The 19,674-nt window shown below is 66.2% G+C and carries 15 protein-coding genes and 2 pseudogenes; 9 read left to right on the top strand and 8 right to left on the bottom strand.

Annotated features, from left to right (window positions below; translation table 11 throughout):
- Positions 1-140: 140 nt before the first annotated feature.
- Both A176_RS03060 and A176_RS03055 read right to left on the bottom strand, forming a co-directional pair.
- Positions 141-1,949 (bottom strand): RCC1 domain-containing protein, encoded by a 1,809-nt coding sequence (locus A176_RS03060; protein WP_021781141.1) that lies wholly within the window; start codon positions 1,947-1,949, stop codon positions 141-143.
- Positions 1,950-2,107: 158 nt separating this feature from the next.
- Positions 2,108-2,539 (bottom strand): hypothetical protein, encoded by a 432-nt coding sequence (locus A176_RS03055; protein WP_044889829.1) that lies wholly within the window; start codon positions 2,537-2,539, stop codon positions 2,108-2,110.
- A gap of 210 nt (positions 2,540-2,749) precedes the next feature.
- Here A176_RS03055 and A176_RS03050 point away from each other — a divergent pair, with 210 nt between their 5' ends.
- The 3 genes from A176_RS03050 (at position 2,750) to A176_RS03040 (ending at position 6,031) form a co-directional block, all read left to right on the top strand.
- Positions 2,750-3,526, top strand: coding sequence for a hypothetical protein (locus A176_RS03050; RefSeq protein WP_002636843.1), 777 nt, complete (start codon positions 2,750-2,752; stop codon positions 3,524-3,526).
- 348 nt (positions 3,527-3,874) lie between these two features.
- Positions 3,875-5,371, top strand: coding sequence for a hypothetical protein (locus A176_RS03045; RefSeq protein ID WP_002636844.1), 1,497 nt, complete (start codon positions 3,875-3,877; stop codon positions 5,369-5,371).
- Between the two features lie 33 nt (positions 5,372-5,404).
- Positions 5,405-6,031 carry a hypothetical protein gene (locus A176_RS03040; RefSeq protein ID WP_044889741.1) on the top strand — a complete coding sequence of 209 codons (627 nt, stop codon included), beginning with the start codon at positions 5,405-5,407 and terminating at the stop codon, positions 6,029-6,031.
- Positions 6,032-6,192: 161 nt separating this feature from the next.
- On the opposite strand, the gene A176_RS03035 is transcribed toward A176_RS03040, so the two are convergent.
- On the bottom strand, positions 6,193-7,059 hold the full coding sequence (locus A176_RS03035; protein WP_002636846.1) for an MSCRAMM family protein: 867 nt from the start codon (positions 7,057-7,059) through the stop codon (positions 6,193-6,195).
- Positions 7,060-7,798: 739 nt separating this feature from the next.
- Between A176_RS03035 and pru the strand changes: the two genes are divergently transcribed.
- A complete protein-coding gene (pru, locus tag A176_RS03030) occupies positions 7,799-8,338 on the top strand; it encodes a fruiting body development fimbrial-like coat protein PRU (protein WP_002636847.1) in 540 nt (179 codons plus the stop codon).
- Positions 8,339-8,615: 277 nt separating this feature from the next.
- Here the strand turns inward: pru and A176_RS03025 are convergent, their stop codons facing one another.
- Together A176_RS03025 and A176_RS03020 are read right to left on the bottom strand one after the other, a co-directional pair.
- Positions 8,616-10,106: an endo alpha-1,4 polygalactosaminidase gene (locus A176_RS03025; protein ID WP_021781142.1), complete on the bottom strand. Its 1,491-nt coding sequence runs from the start codon at positions 10,104-10,106 to the stop codon at positions 8,616-8,618.
- Between the two features lie 454 nt (positions 10,107-10,560).
- On the bottom strand, positions 10,561-10,818 hold the full coding sequence (locus tag A176_RS03020) for a hypothetical protein (RefSeq protein WP_144429491.1): 258 nt from the start codon (positions 10,816-10,818) through the stop codon (positions 10,561-10,563).
- 408 nt (positions 10,819-11,226) lie between these two features.
- Between A176_RS03020 and A176_RS03015 the strand changes: the two genes are divergently transcribed.
- Positions 11,227-11,847, top strand: coding sequence for a tetratricopeptide repeat protein (locus tag A176_RS03015; protein WP_049872224.1), 621 nt, complete (start codon positions 11,227-11,229; stop codon positions 11,845-11,847).
- A gap of 86 nt (positions 11,848-11,933) precedes the next feature.
- Here the strand turns inward: A176_RS03015 and A176_RS03010 are convergent, their stop codons facing one another.
- Both A176_RS03010 and A176_RS03005 read right to left on the bottom strand, forming a co-directional pair.
- A complete protein-coding gene (locus A176_RS03010; RefSeq protein ID WP_002636850.1) occupies positions 11,934-12,770 on the bottom strand; it encodes a DNA alkylation repair protein in 837 nt (278 codons plus the stop codon).
- Positions 12,771-12,892: 122 nt separating this feature from the next.
- Positions 12,893-13,954 (bottom strand): endonuclease NucS domain-containing protein, encoded by a 1,062-nt coding sequence (locus tag A176_RS03005; protein WP_226994370.1) that lies wholly within the window; start codon positions 13,952-13,954, stop codon positions 12,893-12,895.
- Positions 13,955-14,610: 656 nt separating this feature from the next.
- Between A176_RS03005 and A176_RS03000 the strand changes: the two genes are divergently transcribed.
- Entirely contained in the window at positions 14,611-15,420 is an 810-nt protein-coding gene (locus A176_RS03000) for a hypothetical protein (protein ID WP_002636852.1), read from the top strand.
- A gap of 121 nt (positions 15,421-15,541) precedes the next feature.
- Positions 15,542-15,961 (top strand): annotated as a pseudogene (locus A176_RS41130) (DUF4304 domain-containing protein); the annotation flags it as partial.
- Between the two features lie 70 nt (positions 15,962-16,031).
- Here the strand turns inward: A176_RS41130 and A176_RS37765 are convergent.
- The gene (locus A176_RS37765) at positions 16,032-16,520 is read right to left on the bottom strand and encodes a GNAT family N-acetyltransferase (protein ID WP_226994369.1); all 489 of its coding nucleotides are present in this window, start codon (positions 16,518-16,520) and stop codon (positions 16,032-16,034) included.
- A gap of 926 nt (positions 16,521-17,446) precedes the next feature.
- Here A176_RS37765 and A176_RS40955 point away from each other — a divergent pair.
- Together A176_RS40955 and A176_RS41125 are read left to right on the top strand one after the other, a co-directional pair.
- Positions 17,447-18,745 (top strand): M57 family metalloprotease, encoded by a 1,299-nt coding sequence (locus tag A176_RS40955; protein ID WP_021781143.1) that lies wholly within the window; start codon positions 17,447-17,449, stop codon positions 18,743-18,745.
- A 537-nt stretch (positions 18,746-19,282) separates the two neighbouring features.
- Positions 19,283-19,438, top strand: a pseudogene (locus tag A176_RS41125) (DUF4236 domain-containing protein); the annotation flags it as partial.
- Positions 19,439-19,674 lie beyond the last annotated feature (236 nt).

Raw genomic sequence — 19,674 nt, 5'->3', positions numbered from 1 at the left:
AATTCGCCGCTGAAGCCGAAATGCACAGCAGTCTTCATGGCGCGGCTCGCCAGGGAGGCCCCGCCACGGAAGTGGGCGGGCCATCACCACCGCTCCGGGAGGATTTCTCGCTCCCGGAGCGTGAGGGTACCGCGGTCGTCTCAGGGCAATGAAATCGGGATGGGGCCTGTGTAGGACCACCTGTCGATGACGGCGTCGGGGCCGAGCGAGCCATTGAGGTTCCAGCCCCAGCCAAAGACGGAGCCATCCGCGCGCACCGCGATGACGTGCGTGGCCCCCATGCCCATGGAGGACAGCGGTGCCACCTCGGGCGAGGAGGCCGTGGGCTCCGGGTGCGTCTGCACGGTGAAGCCCAGGGCGAGCTGCCCGTTGAAGTTCTGCCCCCACGCCATCAGCGAGCCATCCGCGAGCCTCGCGAAGCTGTAGTTGCCGTTGGCGAACACCGCGCGCGCCTGGGTGACGTTCTTCACCTTCACCGGCGTGGCGCTCTCGCCGCCCGGGGTGAGCGTTCCCTGCCCGAGCTGGCCGCTGACATCCAACCCCCACGCGGACACCGTGCCGTCCGCGTGCACGGCGAGGATGTGGTCCCGGCCGTTCGCGATGTCCACCACGTCCGTCACGCCCGGCACCTGATGGGGGAGCGGGTGGCTGTCACCGTCGGCGACGCCCGTGCCCAGGTTGCCGTAGTCGTTGCGGCCCCACACCCAGATGGTGCCGTCCCGCTTGAGCGCCACCGAGTGCATGGAGCCTCCCGCAACCTTCACCACGTCCGTCAGCCCCACCACCTCCACCGGGTAGTCCTTCGACGTGGTGGTGCCGTCTCCGAGCTGCCCGTTCTGGTTGTTGCCGAAGGCGCGCACCGTGCCGTCCTCCATCAGGACCAGCCCATGGCGGAAGCCATTGCCCACCGCGACCGCCCCCGTCAGGCCGGGAACCCGAGTCGCCGCGTATCGTGGGGTGACGTCGGGCGCATGCGGCGCTCCCTCCACGGGCGGAGTCCCCAGCCCGAGCTGGCTGTCCGCGTTCTCCCCCCACGTCCACACACTGCCGTCGGCGCTGAGCGCCATGGCGAAGTTCTGATTGAAGGCAATGGACGTCGCGGACTCCAGACCGGGGACCACCTGGGGCTGCCGCTGGTCCGTCGTCACCTCCGCCCCCAGGCCCAACTGGCCCCGGTTGTTGCGGCCCCACGTATAGACACGGCCGTTGCGCACCGTCCCGCTGTGCAGTCCGCCCGCGGAGGCCAGACCACCGAAGTGGAAGGACACCGTCGACTCGCCCGTGTTCCCCCGCGCGTCACGCGCCTTCACCGTCACGACGTTGGAGCCCGGCCTCGGAGCCACCTCGAAGGCGAGCGTGCCCTCGACGTCCGTGGGGACGTCCACGGGCTGCTCCTCGCCACCGTTGAGCGAGTACCCCACCGTCACCACGCGCTTGTTGTCCGTGGCCACGGCCTCCACGCGCACGCGGCGGACCGTGATGGCCAGCCCCTCGTCTGGAGACACCACCTGCACCTGGGGCGCCTCCGTGTCCGGGACATGACGCACCGTCGTCACGTGCGAGCCCGTCGCCCCCTCCTGGTCGACGGCCTCCAGCCGCACCGTGTTGTCCCCTGCCCGCAGGGTGACCTCGACCGTGAAAGTCCAGAGGGCGCCCACGACCGCCGTCTCCACGGGCACGGCTTCGTCGTCATTCAACCGGGCCGTCAGGCGGACCAGCGTCCCCGGGGCATTCACCGTCCCCTTCAGTTGGAACCGGGGCTCTTCGGTTTCGAAGCCGGACACTGGGGCAATGACGGTCACTCGCGGCGCGGCGGGGACTCCCGGCACGAACGCCACCTCGGAGCCGCAGGCGGCAAGCACCAGGGCGACCAGCGCCGTGGCGCACGCACGCAAACTCCGGGAACGGCTCGAACGACCTGAATTGAGATTGATTTGCAGAGTCAACATTTGCGTCGCCTCTTATCGCCGAGGCGTACGCCGCGCAAGGGCGGGCCGGCGCAAATCGCCCCCTTGGCAGCGAACGGCGCACCGGGGGACTGCCCCCCGGTGGCTTCCGCGTCGCGACGACGACGATGCGCCCGGGAAGGAAACCCGACCGGGGACGCTCAGACCGCCCTGCCCGGCACCGGAATCGGCTCCAGGTCCGGCTCGACGTAGGCCCCCCGGGCATCGGCCGAGAACAACACCTGCGCCGAGTAGTGGGTCAGCATGATTCCACTGTCGAGCAGCTCCGAATTCTTCTCGATGAAGTCCTTGGACGACCCGCTGGGCGCCTTGCCCATGAAGTACTCGACCGCGAGGACCCAAGCCCGGGTGAGCGTTTCGTGGAACTTCGTCGCGGGGATTCCGTGGTGCACGAGGAACCGCTGAAGCGCCGTGCGCATCCTCGCGATCGACTCCTCGGTGCCGTGCTCCGACAAGTACACGTAGGCCAGCCGCACATGCGCCTCATGGCTGAAGTCCGCCGGCACGATGGTGCAGGCTTCGAATGCCAGGCGAAAGCGACGGTCCGTGTCGGATAGCGCGTGCGATTGCATGTCGTCCTCCAACTGGTGCCTGGGCAATGTAGCAGCCTCGACAGCTTCGTGAGCATGAATCATTCGCACGCCCCGGACTGCTCAGGAAAACTTCCATGACATGCAAAGTCTGAATTTCGTTACGAAAACGTGAGCGGGTGTGCATGCGAATCATGATTCATCCCTGGCGCCGAACGACGTTTGACCTTCCACCTCCCAAGGTGAATCACAATGAAACTCGTTTCGCTGCGCACCGCGTTCTGTGGTCTCTCCCTCCTCGCCGCGCCCGCCGCCCTCGCCTGGGGCAGCACGCACTCCATCCCGCTGTTCGAGTCGCAGATGGCCACCGCCCGTGCCAGCGGCAGCCCCGGCGGGACGACGGTGGTGCGGTCGGAGATCAAGACGGCGCTGGACTCCTTCTTGAGCGCCGATGACGGCCGGACGGACGCCGCGGAGCACGCCTATCTGGCGGGCCGCATCGCGACGCCCGCGTTCCTCGCGGAGCTCGACGCCCCCGCGCGGGACTACCTACTCCGCTACCACGAGCTGAACGACGCGGTGGCCACGCCCTTCACGACGGACGTGTCCACGCCCGCGCAAACGCCAGCGCAGCTTCTGGGCGCCACCGGCCGGCTGGTGAACAACGCCTGGATTCAGGCGGGCGGCATCCTGGAGCGCGATGGGGTGATGAACCAGACCACGCTCCAGTGGACCTACTACAGCGCGTTCGGACCGGCCCCGAGCACCTTCTCCGTGGTGACGCTCGCTGAACTCGTCGCGCAGTTGAACTCGCCGGTGTTCGGCCAGGCGCCGAGCTCCGCCGAGGTCATCGGCGCGCTGCTCTACCTGAGCGCGAACGCGGGCGAAGGCGCGCGCTATTACGTCAGCACGTGGGTGGACACCTACGGCCGCACGGGCCCCGGTGACATCGGCGGCTACGTGGTGGCGTCCGTCAACGAGGACCGCGACTCCGTCCGGTTCATCGAAGTGATGACCTGGTCGCAGTAGTCCTTCCCGCCACCCTCCGTGGGGCGCGAGTGCGGGGGACACGCTGAAGTCCGAGGCGCGTTCCCCGCACATCCTCAGGGCGGCTGCGATACGCTGGATTCCAGCCCAACGCCCTCCAACAGCGCCCATGAAAATCGACACGCCAGGCAACCTGTTCGCGGCCATCGAGCAGTGCGATGTCATCGAGGTCGAGAGCCTGCTGCGGACTGGGCGCCGACCACGGGAAAACACGCCGATGCCCTCCGCGAATTGCTGGAGGCAGCGCGCAAGTGACGGACGCTCGGGACGGTGTCAGCCGTTGTGCGTTCGCCCGCGTCAAAGCGGCAGGAATTTCGTTAGGCTGGCGCGGTGAGCAACGTCCTGGACGGGCTCCTCGTCCGCGCGCAGGAAGCCTTCGCACGGAGGGAGGAGGAAGCGACCCTCGAAGCGCTGCTGGAAGCCTGGCGCGAGACCCGTGCCCGGCCTCTCGCGGAGGTCATCCAACAGCTTTCGGACCGGCTCTGCACCGGGCTCACTCCGCTCGACATCGGCTCCTGGCTGTATGACTTCACGCGCTGGCATCCGCTGGATGTCCCACGGCTGCTCGCGGGTTTCGTCGAGGACTCGAAGCGAACACTGCCCGATGCGGTGCAAGAAGGGCTGGAGACCGTTCTGCGGTGGCCTCGCGACCCGAGGATGCTTCCCCCGCTGATGACCCTCCTCCAGCTCCCCGTGGGGGAGGACGCCCAGGTCCTGAAGGCGCTTTGCGCCGTGCTCGACCACGTGGGGGTGCTCTACGACGTGCAACCCCTGCGGGACCGGCAAGCCCAATTCGCCAACTGGCCCATCATGGCCAGTCGGCTCGAACAGGCCATCCACTCCGGACTGTCACGAAGGCCCCCTGACCTCGATGCCGAGACCCAGGCCCACTGTGATGCCCTCCGGGCCGCCATCTCGGAGCGGACCGCCGCTGAGCAGCGAGAGTCCCCTACCCGGGAGGCCCTGCTCGCGCGCATCCACGCCACGCCAGGAGACGATGAGGCGCGATGTGTTCTCGCGGACCAGTTGCTCGCGGTGGGAGACCCGCTCGGGGAGTTCATCGCGCTCCAATTCACCCCTCGTGCCGACACGGCGCGCATCGCCCGCCTGCTCGAGGCGAACCGAGTCCGGTGGGAAGGGTGCCTCGGCCCCGCCATCACCCGCGGGTGGACCCGCTTCGAGCGGGGTTTCCCTGTGTCGGTCCAGTTGAGAGGGACCGGCGCCCGCTCTGGCATCGCCGAGCCCGGCCCCGCCTGGGGCACCGTGGAGGAGATTGACTGGAACAAGGGCGCGGTCCGGGCCCACTGGGGCGCCGAAGACGCGGAGGACTGGGGGAAGTGGCTCATGCACCCCCACCTGCGCGGTGTAACCCGGCATCAGCGCGTATCGCCTTACATCGCGCGCCTGCTGGCGGACCACCCGGTGCCCATGCGGCACCTGGGACTGTCACAAGGCTCCGAGCCCTGCGACGTCGAGTTGTTCGACGCCCTGGCGACACTGCCGCGACTCTCCCGACTGGCGCTGGCGGACGCCACGGCGCCCCAAATCGCCGCGTGTGCCCAGTCCCGGCTCGCGCCCAGGCTGGAGCACTTCGCGGCCGCGCACGAGGGAGAGTGGTCACTCACGGTGAGGCCCGGCTCGGACGCGCCAGTGCAGGCCACCCTGGTGAGCCCCAGCGGGGCGCGGGGGCTCGCGGAGGCCCTCCGCGCCGCCGTGGCGCTGGGTTCCCAGGAGCTCGTCCTTCGTGGCACGCGCCAGCTCTCCACCCCCGCCATGGCGCACCTCCGCACGGCCGCCACCGTCTATACACGGGTCGAATGGCTGTGAGACTTTGAATGACGTACAGGATTGGACCCTCCCATGAATTCCAGTGACCCATCGTCCGTTCTCCTGCACGTCGGCATCTTCGTGGCCGCGATTGCCTTTGGGTTCTACTACTGGAAAACCCACAACAAGCGACTCCAGGCCTGGAGAGACTTCGCGAACCAGCATGGCTGGGAGTACTCCGAGACCGGAGGGACCTTCAGGGTCTGGGGATTCCATCGAGGAATCTCCTTCTCGATGCAGACGGAACATCGTCGAATCGGGAACAGCTCGCAGTTCTTCACGGTGGTACGGCTGCCGTTGAACGACTCGCTTCCGGCCGAGCTGCGCATCGTCCCCGAGAGATTCGGGGACAAGCTCCTCAAGGTGTTCGGCAAAGGGGACGACGAAGTCGGCGACGCGGCGCTGGATGAGGCGCTTGAAATCAGGAACCTGAGCGACGCGGCGCGGCGGGTGCTGCGCGCGCCACGCGTGCGCGAACAGCTCCTGTTGCTGCAACAGCACAGCTCGCACTTCTCCATCCACAACGAGGCGCTTCAGGTGGATAAGCGCGGCATGCCCGACAATGTCGACACGCTGGAGTCGTTCGTGGTGCCAGCCCTGGAGTTGGCGGATGCGCTGCTCGACGCCGCGACGAAGGAGCGCGAGCGCCGGAGCCACTGAGCGCGTACAGCGGATGCGGGGGGCGTCGTTGAGTTCGCCGGTGCGCGACTCAAGCCACGCGGATGGCCTGCTCACGGGCGTCCGCCTGGCGGCCTGGCGTGAAGCCAGAAAGGGCCGCCCCGTCCAGACGGACCGGGCGACCCGAAATGAAACCGGACGGCTCAGTACGTGAGCGAGGAGTCCGGGGCCATGAGCCCGGCCGCGACCTCCAGCGACAACAACACATAGGCCGTGTCACCTTCGACCACCGTCACCTGCTCCGACTGGGTGACGTAGCCCTCCTTCGAGGCCACCAGGGTGTAGACGCCCGGGGGCACGTTCTTCAGGGAGAAGGAGCCGTACTCGTTCACCGTGGTGGTGCTGAACGCGGTCCCCTCCAGCATCACGGTGGCGCCCGAGCTGTCCGACCCGCTCTGCAGGATGATGAGGCCGGAGATGGAGATGTGGCCCGTGGGCTCGAGCGTGAGCGACACCGTCTCGGGCTCGGACGTGAGCGCGACCACCTCCAGCACGGTGTCGTAGCCCTCCTTGGAGGCCTCCAGGATGTAGGCTCCGGTCGGCACGCCCTCCAGGACGAAGTGTCCCGCCGCGTCCGTGGTCGTCGTGAACGGTGAATCCTGCAATGCCACCGTGATGCCCTCGTGTGTGGTGGCCCCCTCCAGCAGGATGGTGCCCGACACCTGACTCCGGACGAGCTTCAGCGTGAGGGGAACGGAGGTGGCCTTGGCGGCTTCGACCTCCACTTCCTGTTGCAGGACCTCATAGCCCACGGCGAAAGCGGAGAGGGTATAGGTCCCGGGCGGCAGGTTCGCAAAGGTGAACGCGCCGTCCTCGCCCGTCGTCGTCTCGGCTCCAGTGTCGAAGAGTCTGACGGACACCCCCTCCGGCGGGGCGCCATCGTCCAGCTCCACTTGCCCCGCGATGCTGCCCGGACGGACATCGGGCGCTTCTTCTTCCCCATCACACGCGGGGAGGGCGACAAACGCCAGCACGAGCACGGCGAGCGCGCCCAGTCGATTCAGCTTCATGGTGTCTTCTCCAGGTCGATGCGCCACGGCCCTTGCGCAGTCCAACCCTGCCGACATGGACATCCGGCCTCGCCAGCGCGACAGGTGGCCCACTGACGTGCGGGGCTCGTGGAAATTCACACCCGCGCGCCCGCTCTTTCGAAACGGTGCCGTGGGCGGGCGTCACGTCACCGCTGGCGCGCCCTCGGCGCGGAAGACGACGCCAAGCGACGCGTTCCACGAGGTGCGGACCCGGAGGCGGACAAGCGCATCCACGCCGGCCGCCGACTGTCGGGCATGGCGGGTGGGGCTTATCGCGCATCCGTGGGGCAGGCGTTCGTGCACGACCCGGAAGGCGGTTGCTGCCGCGAGGAAGCGGGCGTGGCGGCGTCATCAGATGGACGCCACCACCCATGGATTCACAAGGGCTACCCGCAGTGGGCACTTCTCTCCACCGCCGAGGAAACGAAGTTCTCCCGGCTGAGCATAGGCCTCCCCTGGATGGCTCATGCCACCGGATTCACGCGCCCCTCGACGACTCTTCGACCCATTATCGATGGCTCCCCGCGGGGACATGTCTGTGTTTTGCTTCAAATAACAGACGAGGATTCTTTTTCACGAATGGACCGGGAGCGCATGGCTGGCAGGTGTGCGACCTGCACTGGAGGGAGGGGCACGGGGGGCGGCTCCAGGGCTGGCGAGCGCGTTGCAATGCCCTGTCGCAGCCGGAATCAACCGGTCCCTCGACTGAGACTTATCAATGAACGCAATCAAGACTGCCGTTGCCGCCGTCACCGCCGCCGCGTCCCTCGTCGCCTTCTCCCCCGCCGAGGCCGCCACCGCTACCGCCAACCTGAACGTCACGGCCAACGTCGGAGGCGCTTGCAGCATTGGCTCCGGAACGGGCGGCGGCACGCTGAACTTCGGCACGTACGACCCCATCGTCGTGAACTCCGCGCTGGGCATCGACCTGTTCGGCACGGGCACGCTGAGCGTGCAGTGCACCCTGCTCCGCACCGCGGTCATCACCCTGGGCCAGGGGCTGTTCCCGGCCCCGGGCTCCGTCGACGGCGCGCCGCTGCGCCGGATGCGCAACTCGGCGTCGGCGGACTACCTCGCGTACCAGTTGTACCAGGACGTCACCCGGCTCATCGTGTGGGGTAACACGGCCGGCACGGGCCTCGCGTACCTCGGCACGGGCCTGCCCGTCCCCGTGCTGGTGTACGGCACGGTTCCGCGCGGCCAGAACGTCCCCTCTGGCACCTACAACGACACCGTGGTCGCCACCATCACGTTCTGAGGTCGAAGCCGGGAACCTCTCCACAGCACCGGCTCAAGCTCCGTTCTTCATACCGTCCTGTTGAGGCTGGAGCCCGGGGAGTTCGGCCCCAGCCGGGTGGTCAGCTCCTCGGCTCCAAAGGCCCCCAACACACGCCGTCCGCCCTCCTCCATCGAAGCTGGCGAGCCGGGCAGCCCGCCTCAAGGAAGGGCCCGGCCCCGTACGGGGACGGGCGCACGCTGACGGTACGGACCGGCGCCCCACCTCTCCGTGGAGGAGCGCCGGACGGACAGCGCCGCTATTGCGGGTCCCACCCCGCGTTCACCGTCATCTGATTCAGCGCGCGCACCGAGACGTAGGGGACAAAACCCGCCGCGCGCGAGCGGGTATAGGCGTCCGCGATGTTCGCGGGCTGGACGGCGTAGTCCGTGGAAAGCACCAACTTGCCCGCCGCGCGGACCCGGGCGGCGTTGGTCCGGTTCTCCTCGCACCAGCCAAAGCTGCAAGGGCTGTCGTCGGACCAATACATGTCCTCCATGCCCAGGCCGTCGATGGCGGGCAGGTAGGCGGGGACATCCACCAGCTCCGGTGAGTTCTGGGGCATCACCTTGAAGGCAGGATTGCGCGCCTTGGCGTACAGGCTGATGCGCTCGATGAGGGCCACCATCTTTCGCGCGAGGTCGGCGCGGTTGGTGCCCGCGGAGTTCGCGGGAATCTCCTCGTACGTCACCACCATGTCCATGTAACACCCGGTGAAGCCCGCCGCGAGCGCCTGGTCGATGCGGCCCTGGACAATGGGCCACCAGCGCTCGTCCCAGTACTTCACGTACTGCTCGTTGGGCCAGCCGCTGACGGGGCCGAGCTTCAAGTCCTCGGGCACCTGGGACCACTCGGGACGGAAGTCCTCGATGGCGCCAATCTCGAAGTACGCGAGCACCTGCTTGCCCCGGCTCTTGAGCGCGGTGATTTCCGCGGCGGTGAACCAGTTCGTGTAGCCGTCACGCGCCAGGTCGACGATGGCGAGGTCGAACTTCGAGTTGGCGATGATGTCCAGCCGCCCCTGGGGGTAGTTCGTGAGCTGGTAGGTGAAGCTGTTGACGCCCTCCCACTGCACGGGCGGCATGCCAGCGTCGGTCCCCGTTCCCGCGTCCGTGGACGTCCCCGCGTCGACAGAGGTTCCCGCGTCCGTGGAAGTCCCCGCGTCCGAGGCCGCGACCTGGATGCGCACCACGAGCAGGTCCAGCAGCGACGCATCCGCCGTGGACGTCGTGCGGTAGCGAAGCCGCACCGGGCCTCCACTGACGAAGCGCTGGGGCGTCGTCAGCGCGAGCGACGTGGCGGTCCACCGCCAGGACTGCGCGAAGGCGTTGTCGCCCACCAGCACCCAGGCGCCCGCGGTGTAGTCCCACGCCTCGAACAGCCAGCGCATCTGCGCCGTGGCGGGGCCGCGATAGTTGATGCCCACCTCTGCGGAGAGGACGTCCGAGGGCCCCACGCCCGCGGGGAGCGCGTACGTGCACGTGGCGGAGGTACCGGGGAAGAACTCGACGTACTCCGTCCAGCGGTCCTGCGTGCCCGACAGCGTCTGCGTGTGGAGCCCCTGGACGCTCTGCCCCGAGCCGATGGCGCCGCTCTCCACCTGGAGCGTGGCGCACGTCAAGGTCCGAGCCTCCGCGAGAACCTCCGTGCCCCCGCTCCGCTCCGCGGTGTCCGCGCTTCCGGAGGAGCCACCACAGGCGAACAGCGCGATGCACCACAGACTGGACCAGCCTATTGCCGAGATTCGCATGTGCTCTCCCGTCGCCGGAGCCGGGCCCTGCCCTGAGGTCGATGCGCTCCGCGAACGCGACGGGCTTTAGCGTCAGTCGCGATGCAGCAGCAACGCGAACCGGCGCGCGCCACGCGACATTCACCCAGGGGCTGGAACATTCGTTCCTGTCTGAATGGGGTGGTGCAGCCCAGGTGATGTGGCCCGGCCTTGGATGGAAATCTGAAGCCCGCGTGATGAGGTGTGCGCCGTACCCTCACGCGCATGTTCCACGGGGCGAGGACCTGCCAGCCCTGGAGGCTGTGACGCGCGAGGGAGCGCAGCGCCGCACCTCGAGCAGGCGAAGGCGCTGCTCCAGCGCATTCACCGGAGCAGCACCAACCTGACTCCAACAGAAGGGGGCGAGTTGATGACATTGCCGGGGGCACGTCTTCGCGCGCGCCCGTGCCCAGAGTCATTACGACCGCAGGCTCAACTAGGGCGCTCTCTGGCTGAATGGGGCACAGACCAGTCTGGCGACGTCGTCGGCCAGTGGAACGCCCGCGGACTGGGCTGCATCCAGCGCCCTCATTCCAACGCCAGCCAAGAGATTGAGCATCACGCCCATCTCTTCAACCTTACCTTGCACGATGTTCCCGCGAAGATAGCTCTGGACCATGTCATTGGCGAACGTGCGGGCCTCTCGATTGTGCGCCTCGTACTGAGGAATGGTTCCCCGGTGCACCTGCTGCAAGTTGTCCGTGACACTCCCGTGCGAGGTGGGTGAGATGCCAACTCTCAGAATGTGCAACGTGCCATTGACAGGGGTGACCATGCCTGCGTAGCAGCTCGGATTCTCCCTCGCTTGCCGGGCGATGTCTGCACGCCGTGCATCCGAATGAGTGAAGTCGGACACGTCTTGGTTGCGGGCCGATGAGGCGGCTCGAGGGGATGCAGCGGCGGTCTGGGCGGTGGGCGGACGGCCCGCACGCGGTGTCGAGACCGGGGCCGTGGAGACCACGGGGCGGGGTCCAGGGGAACGTCCTACGGATGACGGCATGTCCTCTCCTCTGGCTGGTTTGACCCCAGGCTTCCATATAGAATCCAGCCACGCAAATCAGCCAGACGGAAACGTCCACCTGGGAGACTGTCTTTGTCCACCATGAGTCGGCTCTTGCAGGAGGGACGCTGGAAAGAGGCATTGGATGCCGCAACGCACCAACTCGCCCAGAATCCAGGCCATGAGGAGTCGTTGTTGGTGTCCGCCAAGGTGGCCCTCCTGGAGTCCCGGCCTGAACAGGCAGAGAAACTCCTGTCGAGGGTGAAAGGGGCGGCGGTCCAGCAGGAAGTCACGTTGGTGCGCGCCGCGGCGGCGGTTTCGCGAAGCGACTTTGCCGGAGCCCGCCTCTTCTATCAGTCGCTCATCCATCAGCCCCGGCCTCCAGCCGAGGCGTGGCATGGTTTGGGGTTGGCACTCCTGGCGTTGGGTCAGACCCAGGAGGCTGTCGTCGCGCACGAGCGAGCCGTGTCACTCCAGCCAGAGCAAGCAGGCTTTCGCTTTGAATTCGGGCACGCCTTGGACCTGGCCAACAAGCCGCGCGCCGCCGCCCGCCAGTTCGTCCAATGTCTGCGGTTGGACTCCCAGAACATTCGCGGATACTGGGCGCTGGCATATCTGCTCAGCAGGAAAGGCAAGACGCTTTCGGCCCGGCGGATCCTGGACAAAGGGCTCCGGGCCGTGCCGGAGTCCCAGCTCTTGAAGGAGTCGCGCCAGGCCCTCTGATTCACGAAGGACGGACAGAGCACTCGTGAGCCTCAAGGCGAATGGGCAGCGCCCCCTGCCCTGGCCATCCCCTGCGCACGCTGACGTCAACGCGCTCGAGCGCTGGTGGATGGCTTCTTCGCCGCGCTCTTCTTCCTTGCCGAAGCAACCTTCGCTTTCGCCGCCGTCGGCGTCCCTTCCTTGCGCTTCACCTTCGCCTTCGCGGATGCCGCTTCCATCGTCTTTCGGGCTTCGGTCTTCTCGCCCTTCCGCAGCGCGAGCGACGCGGCGATCCACTCCGGTGCGTAGCTCGAAGTGCACCCCTTCGGAATCGGTCGCGGGTCCCAGCGACCGAGACGCTCGCCAATGGCAATGGCCTCCGCGGTGTACTCGGGCAGGTGGAGGCCGATCCAAACCAGGCAGAAGTTGAGACCCTCCTTCACCCGGTACGGTGCATCCGGGAGTTCACGCTCGATGCGAGCGAACGTCGCGCCGACGTCGAGCTCCTTCTCGAGTCCTCGCGCGATGCGCCCGGCAAGCAGCTTCCATCCGGCGCGGCGCGGGAGTTCCTTGCGGCTGTCTCTCCACTTCTGCTGGAGCTTGGGAGCGACGGGCGACTGCACGAGCAGACGACTGACGAGTTCGTCGACCAGGTTTGCGTTCGAGAGTGGCTCCAGAAGCCCGCGCGCCTCCTTCTCAGTGAGCGCCGCTGGGTCGAGCAGCATGCACGCGAGGATGCGCGCATCGTGATTGCCGGTCTCCCACAGCTCCAGTCCGAGCCCGTGGTTCGTCCCCAACGTCGCGGCCAGCCCACGAAGCTTGCCGAGCAGCACGCCGAAGACATTGTCGACCACCCCATCTCGCACGTAGCGCTGGCGCACCTTCTCATCGCCTTCGCTCTCGAGCTGCTTCATCACCTGGGACAGCGTCATCGTTTTCGGCATGGGGAGCACCTCGACGGGCGGGGAGATACCGCGACCGGAAGGGTGGCACGACGGGCGCCCACGGTCCATGGGCGCAGCCGAACAGTGCCATCGAGCAGCGGTATCGCGGTCAAGCATGCCCCTCACGGGCCAACGGTATCGGCCGGGGCATTCCACCGAGGGAAGTGCGCCTTCAGCTTCTCGACAGTAAAGCGCCACTTCGGCGTGGTCGGTTGACACACCGTATTCTGGTTGCCGAACAGCCCGAGTTCGTTGATCGCGCGCGAGTCAGGAACGGTGTCCAGCCACTTCACCCTGACAAAATACTCCGCCTTCTCGAGGTCGTCGGCTGTCGCCCGGTACCTCTCTGCGTGCTGTAGCACCTCGAGGGCAGGCCGCAGACCTTCGACTGTCTGCACGTCGAAGGTACCCACAGGCTGGGCAGACTCCACCACCCGGCCGACACCGACGTAACCCTTCCTGGGAATCTTGACCCAGACGCGGTCTCCGGGGGACAGCAGCTTGAGCGTCTGGCTGTACCAGCTTCCGCCGCCGCCACTCACGTAGCCATACTTCTCCGCATCCTCCCAGCTCCGCGAACTCGCGTCGCCGAAAGAGACGTAGAACTCCCCGTTCCACGGCTCCCTCTCGCGCTGACTTCGAGTGGAAGCGGCAACGTTTGCCTGTGTTTCCCCCGGATCGATGAGCCAGGCGCGACTGAGCAAGCGTTCGGTCCCGTTTTGGAACACCTGGAAGAAGACCGCATTGATCGCGATGTCGCGCGCATTGAGGTAGTCGATGATTCGTTCAGTGGAGGGATCCATTTCAGCGGCGACAATCACAATCTGGTGAGATTGATTCAGCGCGCCCTCATCCAGTTCGTTGCCAAATCGCTGCTTGAACGCTTCCCCCAGGTTGCCACCTCCAGACAACCGCTCATACATCTGGGCGAGCCTGTCGGCGCCGAGGTCCGCCAACCATGAGGCATAGTCAATCGCCTGTGCGACGACCTCACGCGGTGTCCGGTCCCGCTTCAATTCGATGAGCACGAGGGATGCGTCCGGCGCGATGGCCAGCAAATCGATTCGCCCCCCATGCGACGTGGCCTCCTGCCGACCGATGAGCATCCACTGATCCGAGAGGATGCGCGGCTCCTTGACGATCATCTCTTCAAGTTGCTGCTCGGAGTCGAGGCGGGTCCGCACCAAGGGAGTCGGGGACGCTCCCACTTTCCAAATCTCATGCTGGATCGGCATCTACGAGACCTTGTGCCAGGAGGTGTGCCTCCGCGCAATACGAGGAAGCGGGGTCAACTGGAGCCAGGGAGAGGGCTGCACCTGAGGGGGCATCCAGGCCCCCAACGCGAGTGACCTGGAAGCCCGCGTCCCTGCGGCCTGCTGCCTGGGTGGGCCAAGTGGGCCGTCATGTGCCCCGAGGTCGTGTCGCAGCCGCTCGTCGCCATTGTGCCGACGACTACGAGTCGCACTTCTGCAAGGACGGGCTGTAGGCGTGGCCACTCCTGGTCCACGCCTACCTGGCACTGTAGAAGAAGGACAGGAGGGAGTGGCATGAAGGGGAGCGGCGCGCTGAAGCCCTGGGACGAGAGGTTCGACACCTACCTCATCCATCTTGAGGACTTGAGCGTCACCCGCTCCAGGCGACAGCCAGGAAGGGAATACAGCGTTTCCATTCCCAGGGTGCATTCGCCCTGCAGGACGTCTGCCGCCTCCGCCCTTGCGTCCGACGGGAACCACACGCAGTGCGGGAGGGACACAGAACCGGGCCAAGCTCACAGCAATCCGGAGTGTTTGCTGGGCTTTTCCACTCGGCATGAGTCTCTGCGTACGAGTAGCTTCACGGCATGTCGAACCTGAGCTACTTCCAGCGTGAGCGAAACATCCACCTCGATGACCACGCGCTCCGCGCACACCTGGAGCCCTTCCGACGAAAGAACGATTGGGCCGAGCTGGTCTGCGATTGGTACGAGGACCCGGGGCCCAAGGACTACCAGTCGGCAGAACTGGACGTGCCGCTCAAGCGGCATGCGGATGGGCTTCCTCGCTTCACCTTCTCCGTCTTCGACGGTTGCGGCATGCAAGGGTATTGGGCGCGCCCTGGTGGAAAGCAGTTGCGCCAACTGCTGAATGAGTTGGGACGCTTCGTCGTGAAGCGTCCGGGGCGGACTCAAGGCCGGGCGGACTTCATCGATGAAGCCGGAACCGCCTACGCCTTCGTGGTCGATTACGAGCAGGGCACCATCACCGTCGACCCTCCTCCCGACGTGCCGCCTGTGCCCACAATGAAAGTTCCGGCGAAGCGCGCGCCCGTGAGTGCGCCTCGTCGTCCTCCGCTGGAGTACCCCAAGAACGTCACCGTGTTCATGGTCCCCAAGTCGACGCAGTTCATCCTCCAAGAGCGGACGAAGGGGACGCACTACCGCGTCTACGAGGGGCGGCTCGGTCGGCCATCCTCGGTGAAGCAGTCGGAGCTGCATGGCCTCGCCCAGCTTCGTGCGCGGACGCCGATGATGAATGAGAAGGGCTACCGGATCGTGAAAAGCGTCCGGATGGCGCTCCAGGTCTGGGACATGGTCCAGAAGCTCCGCGAAGCGAAGCCGAGCGCGCCTTCGCCTTCTCCGCGCGGGAAGGCGCCTGCCTCGCGCCGTCGGTGAGGATGCCGGTGGCGAAGCGGGCAGACCTCGTTAAGGGAGCGTCTTCGCTTCGCTGCAGGGACGCCACCCAGCGGATGACCCTCCTCGCCGCCATGGGTAGACCACCCAGGTTAATGTTCAGCGCTCGCACGGAAACACCGTGTACGAGGCCCGCTTCTGCGTGAACGTGGGCATCGCTGTTGACTCGCTCTTTCACCTGGAAGAGCAGTCCATTCCGGATGCACTACCGCGTGAGCACGCGTGCCACTTCCGCGAGCGTCTGGAACAGCTCGAACCCAAGGCACCGTCGGTCTGGGTGGTTGGCGCGAGGGCCGAGGACGAGGCGCTCACGGGGCATCCCTCGACGCTGCGTGCGCAGGCTGTCGCGCTCCCTCCAGCAGGGGCGGAGCCAGGGCGGAAGGAGCAGCGCCCCACCCGGCCGCGACGGAGGAGTCGACGAGGGCGCGCACGCCCCGATTGGATTGGGCGGGACTGCTGCGCCAGACGTTCGCGCGGGATGTCTTCGACTGCTCTCGGTGCAGGGGCAGCAGGAGGGTGCTGACATACCTGACGGTCCCCTGTGGAGGGCACGCACATGGCATCGCCCTCCTGCGGCCCTTCTTCGCCATCACTCAGGGCGTTTTATAAACAACCCATTCACCACCATGAAAATCCATGGATTTCCAATAGGTCATCCCAAGCTTCTCAAGCACTCTCACGGATGCAGTATTGGCCTTCATGGTACGGCCAACCAGGGTCTTTATTCGCAGTTCGTTCAACCCATAATCGAGACTGACCTTCGCAGCCTCGGTAGCATAGCCGCCACCCCAGCACTTCTTGAAGAACCGGAAGCCAACATCATACTCGTCGACCTCTGGAGTGTATTTGATTCCGCACCAGCCCAAGAATTCGCCATCTTCTTTTCGGATCACTGCCCAGCGACCAAAGCCGTACTTCTCATAGTGGTCATAGCTCTTCAGGAATTCTTTTGCCGCTTCAACATCAGCAAATGCCGCATCCCCCGTGTAACGAATGACTTCGGGATCGGCATTGAGCCGATAAAGGCTCTCGGCATCCGCCAGGGTGAGCTCGCGGAGCAGGATGCGAGGTGTATTAAGCATCACAGCCAAATCCAATCCTTCCAATTACCGAACCAAGGCCAGTTCAGACCAGTACGACGCTGACGAAACATCACGGAGCCCTGAGAATGAACTCTCGGGGCCTCGTTTTACGCTGGAAACCACAGCTCCAAACTCCCATCTTTCGGGGCGATGCCTCAACCGCCCTCAGATAAGTATTCAGTGGGCCAACGATCGGGCAACGGCTGGACACCCGGCCGGAGCCTCCGAGGTCATCGGAGTCGGCCTCAGTGCCCAGGGCCGCCAGGAGCCGCTCGCGGACCTGATGGGCGTTGTCCTCGGCCTCAGACTGCTCGCTGAAGCCGAGCCGGGCGCCGGGCTGCGCGGCGGCGCCTCGAAAGTCTTGGTGCCACAGCCGAAGCGCTCGCGGACAAGTTCATGGCCGCCAGTATCACCTGCTCCCGGGTGAAGTTCCCGGTGGTCTCGACGCCAACGACTTCGCGCCCACGCACGAGGCCGCCTCGCCCCCCCTGGGCCGCTTGGGCCGGCATGCGACCAAGGGGAGTGCTCCGCGAGCCGTCGTGCCACTGTGGACTTGCCCGCGCCCGAGAGCCCAGAGACGAGGACAATGCAATTCTCCTCCATGGCATGTGCTCCGAAATGCAGCTCGGCCTCCGCCACCGCTTGGCGCACAGCCCACGTGTCCCCTCTCGCGCCCCTTCCTGGACCCGTTTCACCTGACCAGCGCGCTCAACACCGTGCCTATCCTCTCCGGCTGTCTCTCGATAGAAATCCTGCTCAGCTTATACGACTTTGTCGATTTGTCGTCTGCATTCAGCGTACCGTGCGAGACCGCCGGGAATGATTGTCGCGCGAGGGGGCGCGGCAATTCCACGAACGAATACACCAACTCCAGTCTCAACATCATTCGCGGGCCGGTGAACTTCTCCCCAACCCAAGGAGCATCCATGTTTTCGAAAAGTCTCGTCCTTGCAGTGGGATGTGGTGCGTTGATGTTGGGGTGTGCCGGACAACCCGATGAGACGCAGGAGATCGTCGACAACCTGGTCGAGGCCGGGTTTCCGGCCGATGACATCATGGTCGTCGATGGGAAGGTGTATGTCGGGCGAGACGCCGAGGTCTCACTGACAGCGTCACGCGAGATGCTCGCACAGGACAGCACCACCGAGGAGCAGTACCGCACGACGAACCTCGTCGGTTCGTCGGTGACGAAGATCTGCATCAGCGGATCGACGTTCACCGGCGCGTTCAGCACGGCACTCGACCTGGCCATCCAGGAGTACAACGAGCTGCCGCTGACCTTCAGCATGGCGCGCACGCCGAGCGCCGGCTGCAGCACCACCATCAACGCGGTCATCCAGCCCGGTGTCGTTGGAGGCTCGGCGGGATTCCCCTCGGGCGGGCTGCCGTACCCCACCGTCAACATCGGTGGCGGGCTTTCCTCTTACGGCGTCGACGTCATCAAGCACGTCATCAAGCACGAGCTTGGCCACACCATCGGCTTCCGCCACACGGACTACTACAACCGCAACATCAGTTGTGGCAGTGGCGGCAACGAGGGTCCCGCAGGAGTCGGAGCCATCCACATCCCGGGCACGCCGACGACGGCGTCCGTCGGCGGTTCGCTCATGAACTCCTGCTTCCGCTCGGTCGAATCAGGACACTTCACCCCCAGCGACCGCGTCGCGCTGGTCTACCTGTATGCGCCGGCGACGATGAACTTCGAGAACAGAGATGCGCGCCGCACCATCTCCACGGGCGATTGGGCCCCCAGCTCCTACAAGGCCGAGTGCGCCAGCGGTGAGCCGGTGACGGGTTTGTCCCTCAACCCCACCTCTCGGAATGCCCGCGTCGCGCTCTGCCGCCTCGGCGGTGACTCGCGCTATCCGCACGACGGCTGCTACGCCCGGTCCTTCTCCACCGGCGACAGCCGCGGCACCTCGGCCACCGGCGACTGGGATCCCGGCTACTACAAGGGAGAGTGCGGTACCAACGAGTTCGTCGCGGGTGTCGCCCAGACCACCACGAACGAAATCACCGCCGTGCTGTGCTGCCCGGGCAACGTCGCCCACAACTCCTGCACCGCTCGCGTCTTCGACGGCCAGGATTCCCGCGAGTCCTCCTCCACGGGTGACTGGGACCCCGACAACTGGAAGGGCGAGTGCGGTCCCGGCCGGTACGTCGGAGGGCTCTCCCGTGGCACCACCGATGGCGCGCCCCACGCGCTGCTCTGCTGCAGCCCGTGACGAAGCATCCGTAGGTCGGCGTGGATAGACGTACGCGGGCTGGCTTCGGTGAACTCCGGAGACAGCCCGTGCCGACACCTCCGCCACGATGCCCGTCCCCCCCGCGAATGCGCCGGCAGGACCTCCCCCAGGGCGTGCTGGGCGGGAAGAATCACTGCGACGGTATCTTCGCCAGCTTTGGTTTGCCGGCGAGGACCAGAGCCCGGCCGAAGCCCCTGGACATGAATGCTGCACATCTACGGCATGAGGCCACTGCCACAGGATGCCGGGGCTTGGCATTGACGGTCGTGCGAAACGACGAGGCGACTGACGCGGCTCAGGCAGACAGTCCTGCTGGCCGGGGCTTGGGGCCCCCTCCGCGTTGACTCCCGGGACAGTTGGGCCGCGGAATCACCCTGCAGTGGTAGGCCCCTCAGGGAGGGCGCCCTTGCGCGGCTGTGCACGCGCGGCGACGCTGCGCATGCGAAGTTCCGGTAAAGGAGATGGACTTGATGCTCGCCCAGCGAGCTCGGTCCATGATTCCCTCAGGAGAAGCGGATGGCGTTCCGATTTCGTCGAAGCGTGAAGCTGATGCCCGGCGTGCGCCTCAATGTCGGATTGGGGCGTTCCTCACTGTCATTGGGCGGTCGAGGCGCGACGGTCAATCTGTCGTCGCGGGGGACTCGCACGACGCTTGGCATCCCCGGCACGGGGTTGTCCTGGACCTCGAGCTCGGGCGGGAGCCGCTCTTCCGGAAGAGCGCGCGGGCCCACGCAGAGACAGCTCGAGGCGACCGCACGGCGCGAGAACCAGCTCCGACTTCAAGCCGCGGCGGAAGCCCAGGTCGCGGCGGCGCAATCCGCCCGGCAGGATTTGCTCGACTGCTGGCGGGACATGCCGCTCGTGCCAAGTTCGGAGGACTACGCGCGTGCCTGCACCGAGCGCCCTTT

The sequence above is a fragment of the Myxococcus hansupus genome (assembly GCF_000280925.3).
Taxonomy (GTDB): domain Bacteria; phylum Myxococcota; class Myxococcia; order Myxococcales; family Myxococcaceae; genus Myxococcus; species Myxococcus hansupus.
The sequence above is the reverse complement of the archived record's forward strand: the minus strand, read 5'-3'. Positions and strand labels throughout refer to the sequence as shown.

Excerpts from the sequence above, each read along its gene's own strand:
- A176_RS03025 (WP_021781142.1), bottom strand. The coding sequence starts at position 10,106 with ATGCGAATCTCGGCAATAGGCTGGTCCAGTCTGTGGTGCATCGCGCTG.
- A176_RS37765 (WP_226994369.1), bottom strand. The coding sequence starts at position 16,520 with ATGCTTAATACACCTCGCATCCTGCTCCGCGAGCTCACCCTGGCGGAT.
- A176_RS03040 (WP_044889741.1), top strand. The coding sequence starts at position 5,405 with ATGAATTCCAGTGACCCATCGTCCGTTCTCCTGCACGTCGGCATCTTC.
- A176_RS03015 (WP_049872224.1), top strand. The coding sequence starts at position 11,227 with ATGAGTCGGCTCTTGCAGGAGGGACGCTGGAAAGAGGCATTGGATGCC.
- A176_RS03060 (WP_021781141.1), bottom strand. The coding sequence starts at position 1,949 with ATGTTGACTCTGCAAATCAATCTCAATTCAGGTCGTTCGAGCCGTTCC.
- A176_RS40955 (WP_021781143.1), top strand. The coding sequence starts at position 17,447 with ATGTTTTCGAAAAGTCTCGTCCTTGCAGTGGGATGTGGTGCGTTGATG.
- A176_RS03010 (WP_002636850.1), bottom strand. The coding sequence starts at position 12,770 with ATGCCGAAAACGATGACGCTGTCCCAGGTGATGAAGCAGCTCGAGAGC.
- pru (WP_002636847.1), top strand. The coding sequence starts at position 7,799 with ATGAACGCAATCAAGACTGCCGTTGCCGCCGTCACCGCCGCCGCGTCC.
- A176_RS03055 (WP_044889829.1), bottom strand. The coding sequence starts at position 2,539 with ATGCAATCGCACGCGCTATCCGACACGGACCGTCGCTTTCGCCTGGCA.
- A176_RS03050 (WP_002636843.1), top strand. The coding sequence starts at position 2,750 with ATGAAACTCGTTTCGCTGCGCACCGCGTTCTGTGGTCTCTCCCTCCTC.
- A176_RS03035 (WP_002636846.1), bottom strand. The coding sequence starts at position 7,059 with ATGAAGCTGAATCGACTGGGCGCGCTCGCCGTGCTCGTGCTGGCGTTT.
- A176_RS03000 (WP_002636852.1), top strand. The coding sequence starts at position 14,611 with ATGTCGAACCTGAGCTACTTCCAGCGTGAGCGAAACATCCACCTCGAT.